The organism is Streptomyces sp. NPDC028910, from assembly GCF_055564955.1.
Genome location: NZ_JBVHVF010000003.1, coordinates 47,064 through 64,749 on the forward strand (window position 1 = coordinate 47,064; position 17,686 = coordinate 64,749).

Annotated in this window: 12 protein-coding genes, 2 tRNA genes, 1 other RNA gene and 1 pseudogene; 7 read left to right on the forward strand and 9 right to left on the reverse strand. The window is 72.1% G+C overall.

All coding sequences use genetic code 11. The features are described from left to right. Positions 1-17: 17 nt before the first annotated feature. The 3 genes from ACZ4TV_RS05030 (at position 18) to ACZ4TV_RS05040 (ending at position 1,979) form a co-directional block, all read left to right on the forward strand. The gene (locus ACZ4TV_RS05030) at positions 18-1,244 is read left to right on the forward strand and encodes a sensor histidine kinase (RefSeq protein WP_468130805.1); all 1,227 of its coding nucleotides are present in this window, start codon (positions 18-20) and stop codon (positions 1,242-1,244) included. Positions 1,245-1,272: 28 nt separating this feature from the next. Continuing rightward, complete coding sequence (locus tag ACZ4TV_RS05035; protein WP_468130807.1) at positions 1,273-1,884, forward strand: response regulator transcription factor; 612 nt, start codon at positions 1,273-1,275, stop codon at positions 1,882-1,884. A gap of 22 nt (positions 1,885-1,906) precedes the next feature. After that, positions 1,907-1,979 (forward strand) — tRNA-Gly (locus tag ACZ4TV_RS05040). 47 nt (positions 1,980-2,026) lie between these two features. Here the strand turns inward: ACZ4TV_RS05040 and ACZ4TV_RS05045 are convergent. From ACZ4TV_RS05045 to ffs, 6 genes are all read right to left on the reverse strand, one after another. Beyond that, positions 2,027-2,932 (reverse strand): phosphoribosylaminoimidazolesuccinocarboxamide synthase, encoded by a 906-nt coding sequence (locus tag ACZ4TV_RS05045; RefSeq protein ID WP_468130809.1) that lies wholly within the window; start codon positions 2,930-2,932, stop codon positions 2,027-2,029. 262 nt (positions 2,933-3,194) lie between these two features. Next, a complete protein-coding gene (locus ACZ4TV_RS05050) occupies positions 3,195-4,682 on the reverse strand; it encodes a N,N-dimethylformamidase beta subunit family domain-containing protein (RefSeq protein WP_468130811.1) in 1,488 nt (495 codons plus the stop codon). 167 nt (positions 4,683-4,849) lie between these two features. Further along, positions 4,850-6,685 carry a M48 family metalloprotease gene (locus ACZ4TV_RS05055; RefSeq protein ID WP_468130813.1) on the reverse strand — a complete coding sequence of 612 codons (1,836 nt, stop codon included), beginning with the start codon at positions 6,683-6,685 and terminating at the stop codon, positions 4,850-4,852. 308 nt (positions 6,686-6,993) lie between these two features. After that, the gene (gene purD / locus ACZ4TV_RS05060; RefSeq protein ID WP_468130815.1) at positions 6,994-8,247 is read right to left on the reverse strand and encodes a phosphoribosylamine--glycine ligase; all 1,254 of its coding nucleotides are present in this window, start codon (positions 8,245-8,247) and stop codon (positions 6,994-6,996) included. Positions 8,248-8,307: 60 nt separating this feature from the next. Beyond that, positions 8,308-10,560 (reverse strand): DNA polymerase III subunit gamma and tau, encoded by a 2,253-nt coding sequence (locus ACZ4TV_RS05065; protein WP_468130817.1) that lies wholly within the window; start codon positions 10,558-10,560, stop codon positions 8,308-8,310. A 63-nt stretch (positions 10,561-10,623) separates the two neighbouring features. Next, positions 10,624-10,722: signal recognition particle sRNA small type (gene ffs / locus ACZ4TV_RS05070), an RNA gene on the reverse strand. A gap of 107 nt (positions 10,723-10,829) precedes the next feature. Here ffs and ACZ4TV_RS05075 point away from each other — a divergent pair. Together ACZ4TV_RS05075 and ACZ4TV_RS05080 are read left to right on the forward strand one after the other, a co-directional pair. Further along, positions 10,830-10,914 (forward strand) — tRNA-Ser (locus ACZ4TV_RS05075). Positions 10,915-11,179: 265 nt separating this feature from the next. Continuing rightward, positions 11,180-11,524: a hypothetical protein gene (locus tag ACZ4TV_RS05080; protein ID WP_468130819.1), complete on the forward strand. Its 345-nt coding sequence runs from the start codon at positions 11,180-11,182 to the stop codon at positions 11,522-11,524. 127 nt (positions 11,525-11,651) lie between these two features. On the opposite strand, the gene ACZ4TV_RS05085 is transcribed toward ACZ4TV_RS05080, so the two are convergent. Then, positions 11,652-12,914 (reverse strand): competence protein CoiA family protein, encoded by a 1,263-nt coding sequence (locus ACZ4TV_RS05085; protein WP_468130821.1) that lies wholly within the window; start codon positions 12,912-12,914, stop codon positions 11,652-11,654. Positions 12,915-13,166: 252 nt separating this feature from the next. On the opposite strand from ACZ4TV_RS05085, the gene ACZ4TV_RS05090 reads away from it, so the two are divergent. Next, entirely contained in the window at positions 13,167-14,810 is a 1,644-nt protein-coding gene (locus tag ACZ4TV_RS05090) for a hemopexin repeat-containing protein (protein WP_468130823.1), read from the forward strand. An 89-nt stretch (positions 14,811-14,899) separates the two neighbouring features. Here the strand turns inward: ACZ4TV_RS05090 and ACZ4TV_RS05095 are convergent. Beyond that, positions 14,900-15,799, reverse strand: a pseudogene (locus ACZ4TV_RS05095) (tyrosine-type recombinase/integrase); the annotation flags it as partial. Between the two features lie 325 nt (positions 15,800-16,124). On the opposite strand from ACZ4TV_RS05095, the gene ACZ4TV_RS05100 reads away from it, so the two are divergent. Next, positions 16,125-16,700, forward strand: a complete 576-nt coding sequence (locus ACZ4TV_RS05100) for a hypothetical protein (protein WP_468130825.1) — start codon at positions 16,125-16,127, stop codon at positions 16,698-16,700. A gap of 108 nt (positions 16,701-16,808) precedes the next feature. Here ACZ4TV_RS05100 and ACZ4TV_RS05105 read toward each other — a convergent pair whose 3' ends face one another. After that, positions 16,809-17,621 (reverse strand): VOC family protein, encoded by an 813-nt coding sequence (locus ACZ4TV_RS05105; protein ID WP_468130827.1) that lies wholly within the window; start codon positions 17,619-17,621, stop codon positions 16,809-16,811. Positions 17,622-17,686: the final 65 nt, after the last annotated feature.

The window sequence follows — 17,686 nt, forward strand, 5'->3', positions numbered from 1 at the left end:
GTCGGGGGACGGGAACCGTGTCGAAGCTGACGGGGTGGTGGAAGAACCGCAGCAGTGCGGGGAAGGTCGAGCTCTATACCCGGTGGTCGTTCCACTTCTTCGTGGTGATCGAGGCCTTCGCGGTCCTGGCCGGGCTGGCTCCGACCGGCGGGGGCGCTGCCGCCGCCGCGCTGGTCCTGCCGCTGGGTAGCCAGGTCGCGCTGTGCGGAGTGCTGTCCTCCAGGGCGCTGGACTGGGTGCTGGGCCGCCGTGAGCGCCCCGTGCGGCTGACGGTGGCGCTGCTGGCGCTGACGGCCATGACCTGCGTGACCGTGCTGGCCCTGCGCGCGACGGGCGTCATCGAGAAGGAAGGCGTCGCGCCCGCCCTCGTGATCAACATGGTGGGCTTCGCGACCGGTTCCCTGACGCTGAACCTGACCAAGGTCCGTCACATGGTCCTGGTGGCCCCCGGTGCCGCGGCCGCCACGGCGGGCGTGGCGCTGGCCGCCGGGGCGTCCGCCCCGGAGGTCCTCGGCTACGGGGTCGGGGTCTTCTTCGTCAGCCTGCTGATGACCCTGGCCTGCGGGTTCTCCGCCTGGCTGCTGAGGACGGTGCACGAGCTGGACCGCGCACGCGAGGTCCAGGCGCGCCTCGCGGTGGCGGAGGAGCGGCTGCGGTTCGGCCGTGATCTGCACGACGTGATGGGCCGCAATCTGGCGGTGATCGCACTCAAGAGCGAGCTGGCGGTGCAGCTGGCACGGCGCGGGCGGCCGGAGGCGGTGGAGCAGATGATCGAGGTCCAGCGGATCGCCCAGGAGTCCCAGCGGGAGGTACGGGACGTGGTGCGGGGCTACCGGGAGGCGGACCTCGCGGTGGAGCTGGAGGGCGCGCGCGGGGTGCTCAGCGCAGCCGGAATGGACTGCCGGGTCGACTTCCGGGCCGGACGCGAGCTGCCCGCCGAGGTCCAGTCGGCGCTCGGCTGGGTGGTGCGCGAGGCGACGACGAACGTACTGCGGCACGGGGACGCGCACAGCTGCCTGATCCGGCTGTCGGCCCCGCGGACGGGCACCGTGACGCTGGTGGTGGAGAACGACGGGGCGCCCGAGACTCCCACCGGGCCGCCGGGCTCGGGCCTGGCCGGGCTGCGCGAGCGGCTCGCGGCGCTGGACGGGACCTTGCAGGCGGGACCGGTGGGCGACGGCCGGTTCCGGCTGCGCGCGGAGATACCGGACCGGGAACTGCAACGACTGGAGGTGCGGGCGTGAGCCCCGTACAACGACTGGAGGTGCGGGCGTGAGCCCCGTACGCGTGCTGCTCGCCGACGACGAGCATCTGATCCGCGGGGCCCTGGCGGCGCTGCTCGCGCTGGAGGAGGACCTGCTCGTCGTCGCGGAGGCGGCATCGGGTCCCGAGGCACTGGCGATGGCCCGGGCACACCGGCCGGACGTGGCCGTGCTGGACCTGCAGATGCCGGGCGCCGACGGTGTGACGGTCGCCACATCGCTGCGGTCCGAGCTCCCCGGCTGCAAGACCATGATCGTGACCAGTCACGGCCGTCCCGGGCATCTGAAGCGGGCGCTGGCCGCGGGGGTACGGGCCTTCGCGCCGAAGACGGTCTCGGCGCAGCGGCTGGCGGAGCTGATCCGGACCGTGCACGCGGGAGGCCGTTATGTGGACCCGGAGTTGGCGGCCGACGCGATCAGCGCGGGGGACTCGCCGCTGACCGCCCGGGAGGCCGAGGTGCTCGAATTCGCGGCGGACGGGGCGCCGGTCGCGGAGATCGCGGAGCGGGCCGCGCTGTCGCAGGGGACCGTACGGAACTACCTGTCCTCGGCGGCGACGAAGCTGGGGGCCGAGAACCGGCACACCGCGGTGCGCATCGCGCGCGAGCGAGGTTGGGTATAGTGGATCCCGCGCTAGAGCGCATGCGGACATAGCTCAGTTGGTAGAGCACCACCTTGCCAAGGTGGATGTCGCGAGTTCGAGTCTCGTTGTCCGCTCCGCAGGGGGAAGCCCCCGGTCATCACGACCGGGGGCTTCTTCGTGTCTACGACCAGGTCTGGCCGGTGAGCCGCTCGAACGCCTCGATGTACTTGGCGCGGGTCTGCGCGACGACCTGCGTCGGCAGGGCCGGCGGCGGAAGCTCGCTCTTCGGGTTCCAGCCGGAGGCCGCGGAGGCCAGCCAGTCGCGGACGTACTGCTTGTCGAACGAGGGCTGCGAGCGGCCCGGCTCCCACTGGTCGGCCGGCCAGAAGCGGGAGGAGTCCGGGGTCAGCACCTCGTCGGCGGCGACCAGGCTGTGGTCCTCCGGGTCGAAGCCGAACTCGAACTTGGTGTCGGCCAGGATGATCCCGCGCTCGCGGGCGATATCGCGGGCGCGGCTGTAGACGGCCAGGGTCGCCTGCCGCAGCATCGCTGCCGTCTCGGCGCCGGTGGTGCGCGCGACCTCCTCGTAGGACACGTTCTCGTCGTGCTCGCCGACCTCGGCCTTGGCCGCCGGGGTGAAGATCGGGGCGGGCAGCTCGGAGCCGTCCACGAGGCCCTCGGGGAGGGCGAGGCCGCACACCGTACGGGTCTCGTTGTACTCGGCGAGGCCGGAGCCGGTGAGGTAGCCGCGGGCCACGCACTCGACCGGGATCATCTCCAGGTTGCGGCAGATCAGGGTGCGGCCGGCCCAGTCGGCGGGGGCGCCGGCGGGCAGCTCGGTGGAGATGACGTGGTTCGGGACGAGGTCCGCGAGCTGGTCGAACCACCACAGGGAGAGCTGGGTCAGGACGCGGCCCTTGTCCGGGATCTCGGTGGGCAGCACCCAGTCGAAGGCGGACATGCGGTCGCTGGCGACCATGACGAGGTGGCCGTCCTCGTCGCGGTAGAGGTCGCGCACCTTGCCGGTGTGGAGGTGGACGAGGCCCGGAACCTGAACCGGCTCGGGCTTTTCGACGAATCCGGACACGGGGTCTCCCTGTGGTTCTGTATGAGCGCACCCCGATTCTCGCGCACCTTGGCCCACTCCTGTGGACAGGGGTGGGTCAGCCGTGTGCCTGTCGTGCGCCGGCCGGGCGTACGTCGGGTGTCGGCGAGGCGGGTCGGGCCCGGCTCGGTCGCAGCTCGGTCGCGGCTTCGGGCCCGGCTCGGTCGCGGCTCGGTCGCGGCTCAGTCCCGCTTGCAGCTCGGTCGCGGCTTCGGGCCCGGCTCGGTCGCGGCTCGGTCGCGGCTCAGTCCCGCTTGCAGATCCGGTCGAGGAGGTTGGCGGTGGCCCGCTGCACCCGTTCGTCCACATGGCCGGGGCGGTCGAGGGCCGGGGACCAGGCGAAGGTGCCGGAGGCGAAGACCAGCGCGCCGCTGGGCGCCCGGTAGAGGGAGGTCTCCTGGTGCCGGCGGTGGCCCTCGCCGTCGAGGTACGGGGAGTGCGCGAGCAGGATCCGGTCCTGGTGCTCGGGGAGCTGGGTGCGCGGGAAGTACCGGTCGGCCTCGCCCGCGACCAGGCCCGGCAGCTCGTCGTTCTCGCCGGCGCCGGTGGAGTCCCAGAGCCAGTGCGTGGCGTTGCGCACGATCAGGGGCGCGGGCTCGGGGACCCGGCCCGCGTACTGGATGCCGAGCAGTTGCTGCTCCGGGCGGTCGACCTCGCGCCACAGGCTGGGGCGGCCCGGGCCGCGGCGTTTTCGGCAGGTGAGGAGCCGGTCGTCGACCCCGGAGGGGGAGGGGGAGAGCTCGACCTGCCAGTACATGGTGTTGGCGGAGAGGAAGACGAGCGAGGTGCCGTGCTCGCGGGCGCGCTCGGCGGCACGACGCATGGGGGCCGACCAGTACTCGTCGTGGCCGGGGAAGACCAGGCCGCGGTAGCGGGTGGGGTCGACGCGGCCGGCGTGCAGGTCGCGGGTGTCGGCGTAGGCGAGGTCGTAGCCGTAACGCTCGGCCCAGCGGATGAAGTCGTACGCGTGGCCGACGTGGAGGGGCAGGCCCGCGCCCGCGTAGGGGCGGTCGAAGGAGACGGTGACGGCCGCGTCCTGCTCGCCGAGCAGCCGGCCCTCCTCGTCCCAGGCGTGGTAGAGGCTGGCGCCGGTGCGGCCGTCCTCCGGGTAGAGGTTGTACGCCTGCCAGGTGATGTCGGGGAGCAGGAGCAGGAGGTCGGCGGGGTGGTCGTCGCGGACCGTGAAGGGGATGTGGGAACGGTAGCCGTCGGCGGTGGTGAGGACGGCGACGTACGCGCCGACGCTCCAGTACGACGGGACCTGGAGGCGCCAGGACAGCCACCAGTGGTGGCAGGAGACGGTGCGGTCGGCGGCGAGGGGAGCCGGCTGGACGATGCCGGAGAGGCGGGGGCTCGTGGTGATCTTCGAGGCGCCGTCGCCGCCGTAGTGGCCGATCCGGTAGACGTCGACGGAGAACTGCTGGGGCGGGTCGACGGTGATGTGGAAGTCGATGGCCTCGCCGGGGGTCACGGCGCCGGTGGAGGCGAAGCCCTTGATCTGGCGGTGCACGTCGTCGGCGGTGCGGGGACCGCCGTTGCCGCGGGGGCGGGGGACCTGGCCGGTGCCGGCGGCCGCGGCGGCCGGGTCCACGTACCAGGGAACGACCTGGCCGGTGTCGTCGAAGTAGAGCTCACTGCCCCGGAACCAGGGCAGGGGACCCTGTCCGAAGGGATCGGACACCGCGTGCGCGAGCGCACCTGACTCCCAACGCCGGATCTGGTCCGTACCCATAACCGCTCCCCTCCCTCGCTCCCCCGACATCCAGCCGCGACCGGTCCCAGCACATCACATAACGCACGCACTTCGTCACCGTTCGTCGCGAATTGACGAGACCGGAACAATGGCATCCGCTTATCCGTGCGAGCGATCGCTCTCCCGGGGTGCGGCCGGGAGCCGCCTCAGACCAGGCGGACCGGCTTCTCGGGGCGGACGCCGATGGCCGCCAGCCAGTCCCGCAGAGGTCCCGGATCGCCGTCCTCGACCAGGCACAGCACGTGCGGGGCCAGGTCGGAGCGGCGGTCGCCGCCGACCAGCAGGACCGGCCCGTCGAGCCAGTCCAGCCCGGGTGCGGCTCCGGCCGAGTCCACGGCCGCGCAGCACACCATCGCCGTCACGTGGTCGGCCAGCAGGTCGCGGCCGGTGCGCGGGGGCTGGAGCGGGAACAGCGGTACGGCGTCCGCGCCGCGCGCCTTCCCGACGCCGGGGGCCGGACCGGCGGCCCGCTCCTCGCGGGCCAGGTCCCCGCTGAGCCGTCCGGCCAGCGCCTCCCCGGCCGCGCCCTCGCCGGCGAGGTCCGTGAGGTAGCCCAGCACCCGCTCCAGCGTGGGCCCGGTGAAGCCGTCCACGGGGCGGGCCGGTGACGCGGGGTGGGCCGGGGAGCCGTCGGTCGCGATCGCGGCGGATCCCGCCGCTCCGGACGTGCCGGTCGCTTCGGACGCGCCGGTCGTGCTCGTCGTGCCGGTCGTGCCGGCCGTGCTCGTCGTGCCGGGGAGGGGTGCGGCTCCGGCTCCGGCGGGCCCAGCTGAAGCGGCCGGGCCGGCGGAGGGGGCCGGGTCGGCGGAGGGGGACGAAGGGCCGGCCGGCAGGCCCGCCGGGACGGCCAGGGCGTCCAGCGCCGCGTGCAGGCGGGCCGCCTCCGTGCGCCATTTGCGGTCGACGACCTCCTCCGGGTACGCCGCCCAGTCCACCGGGGACCAATCCGGCCCGGGCTCGGCCGGACCTCCGTGGAAGAGCCGGGCGGCCAGCAGCGAGGTCGCCTCGTCGACCACGCCGGGCTGCTCCAGCAGGTCGCAGGCGGGGCGCTCGCCGAGCCGGGAGGTGAATCCCTCGGCCAGCCGGTCCCGCCGGGACAGCTCGGTCAGCGCGGAGACCACCCCGGCGTCGAGGTGCGCCGGCCAGCGGCCCATCCGCCAGGCGGGCAGCGCGACCCGGGTCAGCAGCCGGTCCCAGCCCGCATAGGCGAGGCCGACCTGCTCCTGGGCGACGATGCGCAGCCCGTAGTCCACACCCTGTGCGCGCTCCGAGGCGGCCGCGGCCACCCCGCGCTCCATCTCGGCCGCGTCCGTGCGGCACAGCCGCAGCAGCAGCCTGGCCGGCGGGGCGATCCAGCCGAGGCCGCGCCGGCCGCCCACGTCCACGGCCGCGTCCAGACCTCGTACGAAGCCGCGCGCGTCGGCTATGTCCGGGTGCGCGGAGGGACCCGTACCGGCGACGACCGGCGCGAGGACCGCCCGTAGCTCCGCGACCCGCATCCACCACAGGAACGGCGAGCCGATCACCAGCACGGGAGCCGCGCCCGGCTCGGTCTCCGGACCGGCGGATATGCCGCTTCGGCGGTGGGCCGCGTGCGCGCGGTCCTCCAGCCAGCTGTCGCAGTCGGGCGTGAGGGCTATCGCGGACGGCGGCGGCACGTCCATCCGGTCGGCCAGATCCCGCACCAGCCGGTAGAGATCGGGCGCGGCGGCCTCCGACAGGGGCACCGTCGGCGTCACCGCGGGGCTCGCCCGCAGCACCACCGCGGCGAAGATCCCGCCGACGAGCAGCACCAGCGCGGCGACCGCGCACACGACGAGCGTCACGGCGGGCCAGGGCTCAGCGGCCAGCCGGCCCGTCATCCGGGCGGCCACCAGCACCACCGCGAGGGCGGCGGGCAGCAGCCCGACGGCCAAGGCCCTGCTGCGTACGCGCAGCACGGCCAGAGCGCGGGAACGCGCGGACGGCACGCCAGCTTCCATGATCGAACCGGTTCCGGACACGGCCGGACCTCACCCCCTCTGCCCTGCGGCGGCATTGCTCACTCCCCCACTGTGACACCCGCCACTGACATCGCAATGCCGGTGGGCCAAGTGCCGGAATGCTTGCGCCGCACCCTAGTTGGGGCTCGCCCGGACGTCAGGCAGACGGGGTGACGATCACCCGATGGAATGGCTTTGGGTAAAGGTGGGTGCGTTCGAACGCGGCCGGATGCAATCGCACGCGAACGCGCCCGCGGGCCCGGGCGCAGAAACTGCGCACCGGGCCCGCGGGTCTGCGGAGCCGCTGGTCAGCGACCCTCGGCCGCCTTGGCCGCAATGTCCGTACGGTGCTGCGAGCCCTCCAGCCGGATGCGCGCCACCGCCTTATACGCCTTCGCCCGGGCCTGCGCCAGATCAGAACCGGTCGCCGTCACCGACAGCACGCGGCCGCCCGCGCTGACGACCTCCTCGCCCTCGATCCGGGTCCCGGCATGCAGCACGTAGGCGTCGGGCGCGTCCTCGGCGGCCACGTCGGCCAGCCCCTCGATCGGGTCCCCGGTGCGGGGGGTCTCGGGGTAGTTGTGGGAGGCGATGACCACAGTGACGGCCGCGTCCTCGCTCCAGACGAGCGGGGGTTCGTCGGCCAGGGTGCCGTTGGCGGCGTTGAGCAGCACGCTCGCGAGCGGGGTGCGTAGCCGGGCCAGGACCACCTGGGTCTCGGGGTCGCCGAAGCGGGCGTTGAACTCGATCACCCGCGTACCGCGGCCGGTGATCGCGAGGCCGGCGTAGAGCAGCCCCGAGAAGGGGGTGCCGCGGCGGCGGAGCTCGTCGACGGTCGGCTGGAGGACGAGCTCCATGACCTCGTCGACCAGCTTCGGGTCGGCCCAGGGCAGCGGGGAGTACGCGCCCATGCCGCCGGTGTTGGGGCCCTCGTCGCCGTCCAGGGCACGCTTGAAGTCCTGTGCGGGCTGGAGGGGGACCACGGTGACGCCGTCGGTGATGGCGAAGAGGGAGACCTCGGGGCCGTCGAGGTACTCCTCGATGACCACGCGGTCGCAGCCGAGCGCGTGCGCGCGGGCGGCGGCCCGGTCCTCGGTCACCACGACGCCCTTGCCGGCCGCGAGGCCGTCGTCCTTGACGACGTAGGGGGCACCGAAGGCGTCGAGGGCCGCGTCGATCTCTTCCGGGGTGGTGCAGACGTAGCTGCGCGCGGTCGGGACCCCGGCCGCGGCCATCACGTCCTTGGCGAAGGCCTTGGAACCTTCGAGCTGCGCCGCCTCGGCGGACGGGCCGAAGACGGGGATACCGGCGGCGCGCACGGCGTCGGCGACGCCGGCGACCAGCGGGGCCTCCGGGCCGACGACGACCAGGCCGGCGCCGAGTTGGGTGGCGAGAGCGGCGACGGCAGCGCCGTCGAGGGCGTCGACCGGGCGGAGTTCGGCCACCTCGGCGATGCCGGCGTTGCCGGGAGCGCAGTACAGCGCGGAGACGTCGGGGTCGAGGGACAGAGAGCGGCACAGGGCATGTTCGCGGGCGCCGCCGCCGATGACGAGGACCTTCACGCTGCTCAGCCTAGCCGGGACGGAGCGGCCGGTTTCGTGCGGCCACCCAACCAGGCGTGGCTACTCGTTCGTGTATTCCTCCACAACCGTGGCTCCGAGCTCGCGCACGATCAGGTCGTGTCCGGTCAGGGCGCTCTCGACGAGGTCGGGATCGTCCTCCTCCGCGAAGTCGTCCTCGGGGGCGACGGGCGGGGGCGCCTGCTGTACGGGGGGCTGCGGGGCGGAAGCCGACTGCTGGGGGTGGTGGGGCTGATGGGACTGCTGCTGCGGCTGCTGCGGGTGCTGGGGCGCGGGGGCGGACGGCGACGGGGGCGGCGGGCTGTAGGCCGGGGCGGGCGCGGACGGCGCCGCGTAGGAGGAGGAAGCCGCGTAGGAGGAGGAAGAGGAGGAGGCCACGGGAGCCGGGCCGCCACCGCCCACCACGGCGTCGATCTTCCAGTGGACCTGGAACTGCTCGGCAAGGACCGCCTTGAGCACGTCCTCGCTGCCGCTGCTGGCGAAGTTGTCGCGGGCTCCCGCGTTGGGGAAGCCGAGCTGGAGGGTGGTGCCGTCGAAGCCGGTGACCTGGGCGTTCTGGCTGAGCAGGATCCAGGTGAAGCGGCGGCGGTTCTTGACGGCCTCCAGGACGCCGGGCCACATCGCCTGGACCTGCCCGACGCCGGCGGCCATGCCGGGGGAGGGGGCGGGTGCGGGTGCCGCGGCCGGGGCGGGGGCCGGAGCCGGGGCGGCGGCCGGGGCGGACGGAGCCGGTGCGGGGGCGCCCTGACCTGGGGCGGCCGCGCTGGGCCAGGCCCCTGCGGCGGGGGCGGCCGGGGCGGGGGCGGCCGGGGCGGCCGGGGCGGCCGCTCCGGGCCAGGCACCGGGGGCGCCGCCCCCGGGCTGTGCGGCTCCGGGCCACGCCCCGGGGGCGGGGCCGGCCGCGGGGGCGGGTGCGGGTGCGGGTGCGGCGGGCGCGGGGGTGGCCTGAACCGGCGCCTCCGGCTGCGCGGGAGCCCGTACCGGCGCGGGAGCCGGCACGGAGGCAGGAGCCGGCCCGGCGGCGGCACGCGCGGCAGCGGCGCCTCCCGCCGCACCAGCGGGACCGGCGGGCGCCATGGCATGCGCCTCGGGCCCCGGTACGTACCCCATGGCGGGCGCGGCGGCGAAGGTGGCGGCCCCGCTGCGCTCCAGCCGGTCGAGGCGGGCCTGGAAGGACCGCTCGTCGTCGAAGGCGGCGGGCAGCAGCACGCGGGCGCAGATCAGCTCCAGCTGCAGCCGCGGCGAGGTCGCGCCGCGCATCTCGGTGAGCCCGGTGTTGACCAGATCGGCGGCACGCGACAGCTCGGCGGCCCCGAACACGGACGCCTGGGCCTGCATCCGCTCCACGACATCGGCGGGGGCATCGATCAGCCCCTTCTCCCCGGCGTCGGGCACGGCGGCCAGGATGACCAGGTCGCGCAGCCGCTCCAGCAGGTCGGCGACGAACCGGCGCGGGTCGTTCCCGCCCTCGACGACACGGTCGACGACCTCGAAGGCGGCCGCCCCGTCCCCGGCGGCGAAGGCGTCGATGACGGAGTCGAGCAGCGAGCCGTCGGTGTACCCGAGCAGCGCGGTGGCCATGGCATACGTCACACCGTCCTCGGCGGCGCCGGCGAGCAGCTGGTCCATGACGGACATCGAGTCACGCACGGACCCGGCGCCGGCGCGCACGACGAGCGGCAGCACGCCGTCCTCGACCCGGGCGCCCTCCCGCCCGCAGACCTCGGCCAGGTACTCGCGCAGGGTCCCGGGCGGCACCAGCCGGAAGGGGTAGTGGTGCGTCCTGGACCGGATGGTCCCGATCACCTTCTCCGGCTCCGTGGTGGCGAAGATGAACTTGAGGTGCTCCGGCGGCTCCTCGACCACCTTCAGCAGGGCGTTGAAGCCCGCCGAGGTGACCATGTGGGCCTCATCGATGATGTAGATCTTGTAGCGGCTGGACGCCGGCCCGAAGAACGCCTTCTCCCGCAGGTCACGGGCGTCGTCCACACCACCGTGCGAGGCGGCGTCGATCTCGATGACGTCGATGGACCCCGGCCCGTTCCTGGCCAGGTCCCGGCAGGACTGGCACTCCCCGCAGGGGGTGGGGGTGGGACCCTGCACACAGTTCAGACACCGGGCGAGGATGCGCGCGCTGGTGGTCTTTCCACACCCGCGCGGGCCGCTGAACAGGTACGCGTGATTGACCCGGTTGTTCCGCAGGGCCTGCATCAGCGGTGCAGTGACATGCTCCTGCCCGATGACCTCGGCGAACGACTCGGGGCGATAGCGGCGGTACAGCGCAAGGGACGACACGTCTACGAGGTTATCCGGGCCCACCGACATCAGCGGCCCGCCGAGGCTATCCAGGCCCCCGGAACGCAAAGCGCCCCCCACGCACCCGCCAGAGCCCACTTACCCTTGCTGCCTTCCGGCCCTGGGGGAGTTGGGTGAGATAGCGCCACGTGAGGGGCTGGCCCCACCCTAGCGGATGAAGGCCCCCGGAATCGAGCCGGACCCCGACCTGCCCTCCGGCCGACGATCACGTTCGCGAGCACCCCTCAACGTCTTGTATTGTTTGCGGCGGAGGATTCGCCTAGTGGCCTAGGGCGCACGCTTGGAAAGCGTGTTGGGGGCAACCCCTCACGAGTTCGAATCTCGTATCCTCCGCACTCGCCCACCAGGGCAAACGAAGGACCCGACCGCATCGCGGCCGGGTCCTTCGTCGTTCCGTGGTTGCAGTTCTGGTTGCAGTTGCCGCGAAGGCACGCTCGGCGGGGATAGGTCCTGTGTGATGTTGTGATCAGCCAGTCGCTGGCAGGAGGTCGTCGGTCCAGATCAAAAACAGGCCCGGTGCTCGGCGACGGGGTGAGCCGCTCGCAGCCGTGCGCGTGCCGTACCGGAGCAGCCTTGTTGCACACGCGAGCGTGGTGCCATGGCGATGTGGATCCGCACATATGACGAGGCCCGAGGCCTGTGGCAGTACTTCGAGGGTGATGAGGAGGGGTGGGTTCTCCGGCAAGTGGACTTGCGAGACGATGACGGCACCCCGGTGACCGCCGCCTCCCTGGAGGAGGTTCTCCGGTACCAGGAGCACGCGGACATCGCCACCATGAGCCGGTACGAGCACTGGTATGGCCTCGTCGCCGAGGGCAGGCTCACGGGATGGGAGGAAACGCCGCACGCGGGCGCGATCTCGGCCGAGGAGTTCGAGAGGGTATGGCTGGACGCCCGGCGGACCCTGGGTGCCTCCGCGCCGCCCCCGGACACGGACAGGTGACGGCCGCTCCGGCGCCCGTCCCGGTGTTTACGAGTAGACACCCGAGAGCTGTCACTCCACTGACGCGCAGCGATCATCTGGATCCGCAGCCTCCGCCCCGCCTCGTGATCCCAACATCCCACAGGCCCTAGCGGTGGTTCAGCAGGGTGCGGCAGATACTGCACACCATGGCCGCGTCACGGCCGTACCGCCGCATCAGCTGCCCGCACTCGGCGCACGGCCCCAGTTCCCAGACCGGGCAGCCCAGCGCGGCGGAGGCAGCAGTCCGCTCGATGGCAGTGATCAGCATCGGGTTGCGGGACCGCTGCGCCGGCATCCGCGGGAGGGTGAAGCCACCGGTCGGCTGACCGAGATCGCGCACGGGCCGGGCGTCGCTGGCGAACCAGCCCTCCTGGCCGGCCCGGCAAGTCCGGTCGATCTCCTGCTCGGCGAAGGTGATCTCGTCGTCCTCCTCCTGCGCCGGGGCATCGGGAAGCTGGGCCCTCTCGCCAATCAGCTCCCGCCATCGCTCGCAGTCAGCCGCCGGCACCCACATGTGCCGTCCAGCCCGGCCACTCCCACGGTTGGGCACATAGACCGGCATGCTCTCCCCCGTCGCGCTCGACAGGACGAGGTCTTCGAGGTGGACCGCCTTCTTCTCCGGCTCGCACAGCGCAGGCACGAACCAGTCGGAGTGGATCCCGTCACAATGACCGGCGCCGTCGGACAGCAGGCAATGCCGGTCGCTGCTGGGCACGCACTTCCAGACCTGCAGATAGCGGTACCCGCCGCGGATCACCATCTCCTTGCCGTTGGCGATCTCCTTCCACGGCATGTCGTCCACGCGGGCCCAGGGGGCGCGGTCGATCAGCGAAGCCGTGCGGTCCTTGGCCACCCACAGGGGCGTGATGTCGTGCTGCACCGCGTTGACCGAGCGACGATGCACGCTGCTGGGGCTGAGGTGGTGGTACTGGATCTCCCAGCCGATCCGTATGCCCCCGGGGCCGGTGACGAGGGCGTCGGAGATGCTCCGCCGGTTCGCCGTGGGCACCTCCGCCTCGGCATCCAGGCCGTACCGGGAGGCGGTCTCGACGATCCGCTCCTTCGTGGCCTTGTGCTGCTCGCTCTCCGCCGGCGTCGCCTTGTGGGTGATGGGTAGGTGCGAGGCGACGAGTGGCCGTCGGCCACCGACGCGGCCTCGGCGGATGAACATCCACGGAGACTTCCCACCGGTCTCCGACATGCACTCGCGCCCTTCGTGGTGAGCAAGGCATTCGAGCAGCTGCGGGTCGCGCTCGGAGACGCTCGCGGTGATCTCCCGGAGCAGATCGGGACGCCCCGGGTGACCGAGGTCGGGCAGGGACAGATTGATCTCTATGCCATATCCGGTGTGCCACACCCCATTTGCCATTTCTCCACCATAGAAACGGCCACCGACACACAACAGGGTTACGCATCAAGGGAGATGACAGCGAACACCACGAGGCCCGGCCAACCACAAAGCCATTCGGCGAGAGCGCCATCGCTGGCGCTTGTCCTGGGCCGGTTGGCGGAGCGTGAACGGGGGAGCCCGGGTGACCTGGCCGCGCGGTGTGCCCCGACGCGGCGGCAAGATGACTACCTCTGGGAGGGCTGGGGCTACGGGACGACGGCTGGAGGGCCAGTGAGTCAGGACGACGAGGCGCAGGCGATGTACGGATGGGCGTACGTGGAGGACGGAGACGGCAAACACCTCCTCATCCGCTTCTCCGAGAGCGGCGACGAACTCGACGAGGCCTTCACCCGACCGCTCCGACAGGCCTTCGACGGGCCCCCGGACGCCCTCAAGTGGCTGGCGGAGGCGGAGGCTTCCGGGCGCCCCGTCCCGTCGCTGTACTTGCCGAAGACCGACAAGCTGTACCTCATGCACCGCGCGGAGTACCTGCGCATCACACTGTCGACCAGGACCGTCGACGCGGGCTTCCCGAAGACGATCAGCTCGTACTGGCCGGGCACCAAGGAGGCCGGGTACGCGGACGGGGTCGACGCCGGGCTGTGGTGGAGCGACGAGCTCGCCTACTTCTTCAAGGGCGGGCAGTACGCGCGCTACAACCTCAAGGCGGACAAGGTCGACGAGGGCTTCCCGAAATCCATCCCCGCGTACTGGGGCGGGATGAAGGAGGCCGGCTTCGACAGCGGCATCGACGCCGCCCTACGCTCGACCGACCAGAAGATGTACTTCTTCAAGGGCCCGCTCTACCTGCGCTACGACATCCCCGCCGACCGCGTCGACCCCGGATACCCGCGCAAGATCACCGACCACTGGAAGGCTTTCGCCCGCCTGAACGTGCGCCGCGTCCTGTCGCTGTGGAGGGCCCCGCGCGGCGCCGCGGCCGTCCCCCTCGCGGGCGGCGGCGAGAGCGAGCCGGCCCTGGACGGGATCGTCGAGCAGACGCTCGCGATCCACCCCAACGGCCAGTGGCTCTACGCGGCCGGGAAGGGTGTGATCCGCTGCATCCCACTGGGCGCGGACGGCCGCCCGGAGCCGGCGAACCAGTGGGTGACCGTCGCCGGCAGTGACGCCTTGGCGGCGAACGGGCTCGTCGTCGATCCCAAGGGGGACTGCCTCTACATCACCCACCGTGGACGGAACGAGCTGAAGTCGTTCCCCCTCACCGTGAGCGGCAAGCCCCAGGAGGGTGCGGTGGAACACACCATCACCCTGACGAAGACCAAGAACCCCGGCGCGCTCGCCTTCGACTCAGGAGACAGCCTGTACATCACCGCCATGGGCGGCATGGCGCCGCTGTATAAATACCCCCGGGGCATGAGCGGTACTTCCGCGGGCATGACGATCACCTGGAAAGATGGACCCACGCAGCAGTTCGGCCTCGCCGCCCACCCTCGTCGCGCTGTCCTCTACTGCGCCGACCCGCGCGGGGGGATGTTCGTCCTCGATATGGCCAAGGACGGAACTGTCGCCAACGTGGGCAGGCTGCCGGAGCTGAGCATCAAGGACAAGCCCGGCCCCCTGACCATCGACCCCAAGGGAACGTTCCTCTACTACGCCAACCGCGACAAGCACACCCTGCACCGGCTCCCGTTGGCCGCCGATGGAACCGTCCAAAAGGGGGCCGCGCCGACGTCCCTGCCCGGCAAGTACACCCAGTGCGTCGGAATCGCCGTCAACCCCTACACCCGCCAGGTGTACGTCGCCACCCCTGGTCGCGTGGAAATGCTCCACGTGGATGAGGCCGGTTACCCCGCTGGTGAACCCCAGCCTCTCTCCTTCCCCCCAAACACCTCGCAGGCCCGCCCGACAGCCTGAAGCCGACCCGAAGGCTTGGGCGCGAGACGCTGCCCTGTACCTGACCGTGCATGGCCTGCCCATCCAGCGGGGCCGGGCCATGCGTGAGGTCACCACTCGTCGGTGTCGCCGTACTTCCCCGGATTCTGCGCGCGGTCCACAGCCTGTGCACACGCCTCAGCGAACGCAGCCTCGACGGCCTCCTTGTCGATGCCGCGAACCTGGGCTACAACTTCCTGCGCCGAGCCGAGGCGGCGGGCGGTACGCCAGACTGCGGGTCGGTCAGTGTGGGCATCGGTCTCGAAGTCCCAGGCCGGCACCGACCACTCCTCGGGCAGACCGGTCGCCTGCCGCTCGCCGCCGGGGAGAAACGCCGCTCGGGCGTGGAAGACCACGGTCCGCTCGGGCATCCCGTCGCGAAGGGAGCGCATGCCGCCGGGGGCCTCGTGCTCCCAGCGCCACCGGTCCCATTCCTCGACTTCGGCGGTGTGGTCGGGCCAGTCTTCGCTCCACTGCGCGACGACCTCGTCGGCGTGCCCTCGGTGGAGGAAGGGCACCCGCCGCTCCCCAAGGCGGGCGACGTGGACCATCAACTCGGCCGGGACCGGACTGTGGCTCACGCCGGGCACCTTACCCACGGAGGGCTGCATCGGGTCCGTTCCCCACAGGAGGCCTCCGACCTTGTCGGCGGTGTCCTTCAGGACGCGGCTGGTCAGGTGCTGGTAGCGCCGGCGCATCCGGGCGGACTTGCCAGGCTCCCAGCCCATGATCGCGTCCACGACCGCGTCCGACACGCCGAGGATGAGTAGAACCGTCGCTGCCGTGTGGCGGGCGTCGTGGAGGCGGCCGTCGCGTACCTCCGCCGCCTTCAGCAGGTCCTTCCACTTGTGGAAGTCGGTGTTCGGGTTCAGGGGCTCGCCGGTCGGCGAAGTGAAGACGTACCCCTTCTCCGTCCACAGGTCACGGGCGAGGACGCGCTCGCGGGCCTGCTCCTCCTTGCGCCAGCGCAGGTAGGTGCAGGGCGGGTCTGTTCCGTGTGGTTGGGGTGGTTCGAGTTGGCGAGGGTGAAGTGCTGTAGGGGACCGCCAGTGCTGGTTGCAGTTCTGGTTGCATTCGCCCTCGTCCGGGGCCGTCCGCCAGCCAGCAGATCAACCTCTCCGCCGCAGGTCAGGACGCCCACGACCCTCACCGGACGGGCGTACGAACATTTGGAAAGCGTGTTGGGGGCAACCCCTCACGAGTTCGAATCTCGTATCCTCCGCCAGTGCCTCACCGGGCACGATGTCGAAGAGCCCCGCTGCTTAGAGCGGGGCTCTTCGCGTCTCTCCGTCTCGGTTGGCTCCTAAGAGCCCCAGCCGACGAGCCCCGTCCGATCGCCGGCACCGAACTGATGCCGCTGGCCCCGGCGAGGCGCTGCGCACCGGGAAGCTCCACCGCGTCCCGGTCCTCATCGGGGTCAACCACGACGAGGAGCGCGGCCGGATCCTCGGGCAGGAGCAGAGCGCCCCCGGCCGTACCCCGATGCCGCCCGAGGCCTACGAGCCGGCCCTGCGCGAGCAGTTCGGCGCCCGGGCGGACGCGGTACTGGCCCGCTACCCGCTGAGCCGCTTCGGCTCGGCCGGCGAGGCCCTGGCGACGGTCCGCACCGACCAGGCCTGGTCGGTCCCGACGCTGGACACCGCCCGGCTGCACCTGGCGCTCTTCGAGGAGCTGACGAAGGAGCAGGTACGGCTCGGCCGGCGGATGGCGCACACCTGGGTGGACTTCGCCCGCTCGGGCAGGACCCCCTGGCCCGCCTTCCGGGCGGAGCAGGCGGAGCAGGGCCACGTACAGACGCTGGCCTCCGGCGCCTGGACGCGCGCGGACTTCGCGCGGGACCACCAGTACGCCTTCTGGTCCGGCCTCCGCTGACGGCCTGGACGGCGAACTGCGGCGCTGCGTACGGGCGGTCCGGGCCTCCCGGACCGCCCGTACGCACTGCGACCCTCCAGCGAGGGGGGAGGGCGGCGGATGCCCGGCTCAGCCGAAGGTCGGCATCTCTCCGACCGTCGTCGAGAGGTCGATCACCGCGAAGGCCGCGCCCTGCGGGTCCGTCACCGCCGCGAAGCGGCCGAACGGGCTGTCCATCGGGCCGAAGTGGAGCTTCCCGCCGTGCTTCTTCGTCTTCTCGACCGCCTCGTCGCAGTTCGGGACGCCGAAGTAGATCTGGATGTACGGCGGCATGTCCGGCGGGAAGTCGTCGTCCATCTTCATCCGGCCCAGCACCGGGTTCTCGGGGCCGCCGACGCTGAAGACCTTGAAATCCATGTCGGCCGTCTCGGGGTCGTCGCCCGGGTCCATCTGCTGGGCGGCGTACGGGAAGACCTTCGGCAGGAACGCGTCCGCCTTGGCCGGTTCCCGGGTGAAGACCTCCGCCCAGGCGAACGAGCCCGGCTCGCCCATCTTCTCGAAGCCCTTGTGGTCGCCCGGCTGCCATACGCCGAAGACCGCGCCGCTCGGCTCCTTCGCGATCAGCATCGTGCCGAAGGTGCCCACCTGCATCGGGCCCATCAGCACGTCTCCGCCGTTCGAGGTGACCTTCTGCGCGGTGGCCGCCGCGTCGGGCGAGGCGAAGTACAGACACCATTGCGAAGGGGCGTCGGCTCCCTGCATCGGCGGGACGACGGCCGCGACGGCCTTGCCGTCGGAGTAGGCCTGCGTGTAGTCGCCGTACTCACTGCTGGCCTCGCCGAAGGTCCAGCCCAGCACGTCGCCGTAGAAGGTCTTGGCCCCCTCCACGTCGGTGAACATCGCGTCCACCCAGCACGGCGCGCCCTCGGAGAACTCATGCATGATCGATCGACTCCTCGACTCCTCGACTCGTACGTGTCGTCGTACTCACGCTAGGCGCGCGGTGT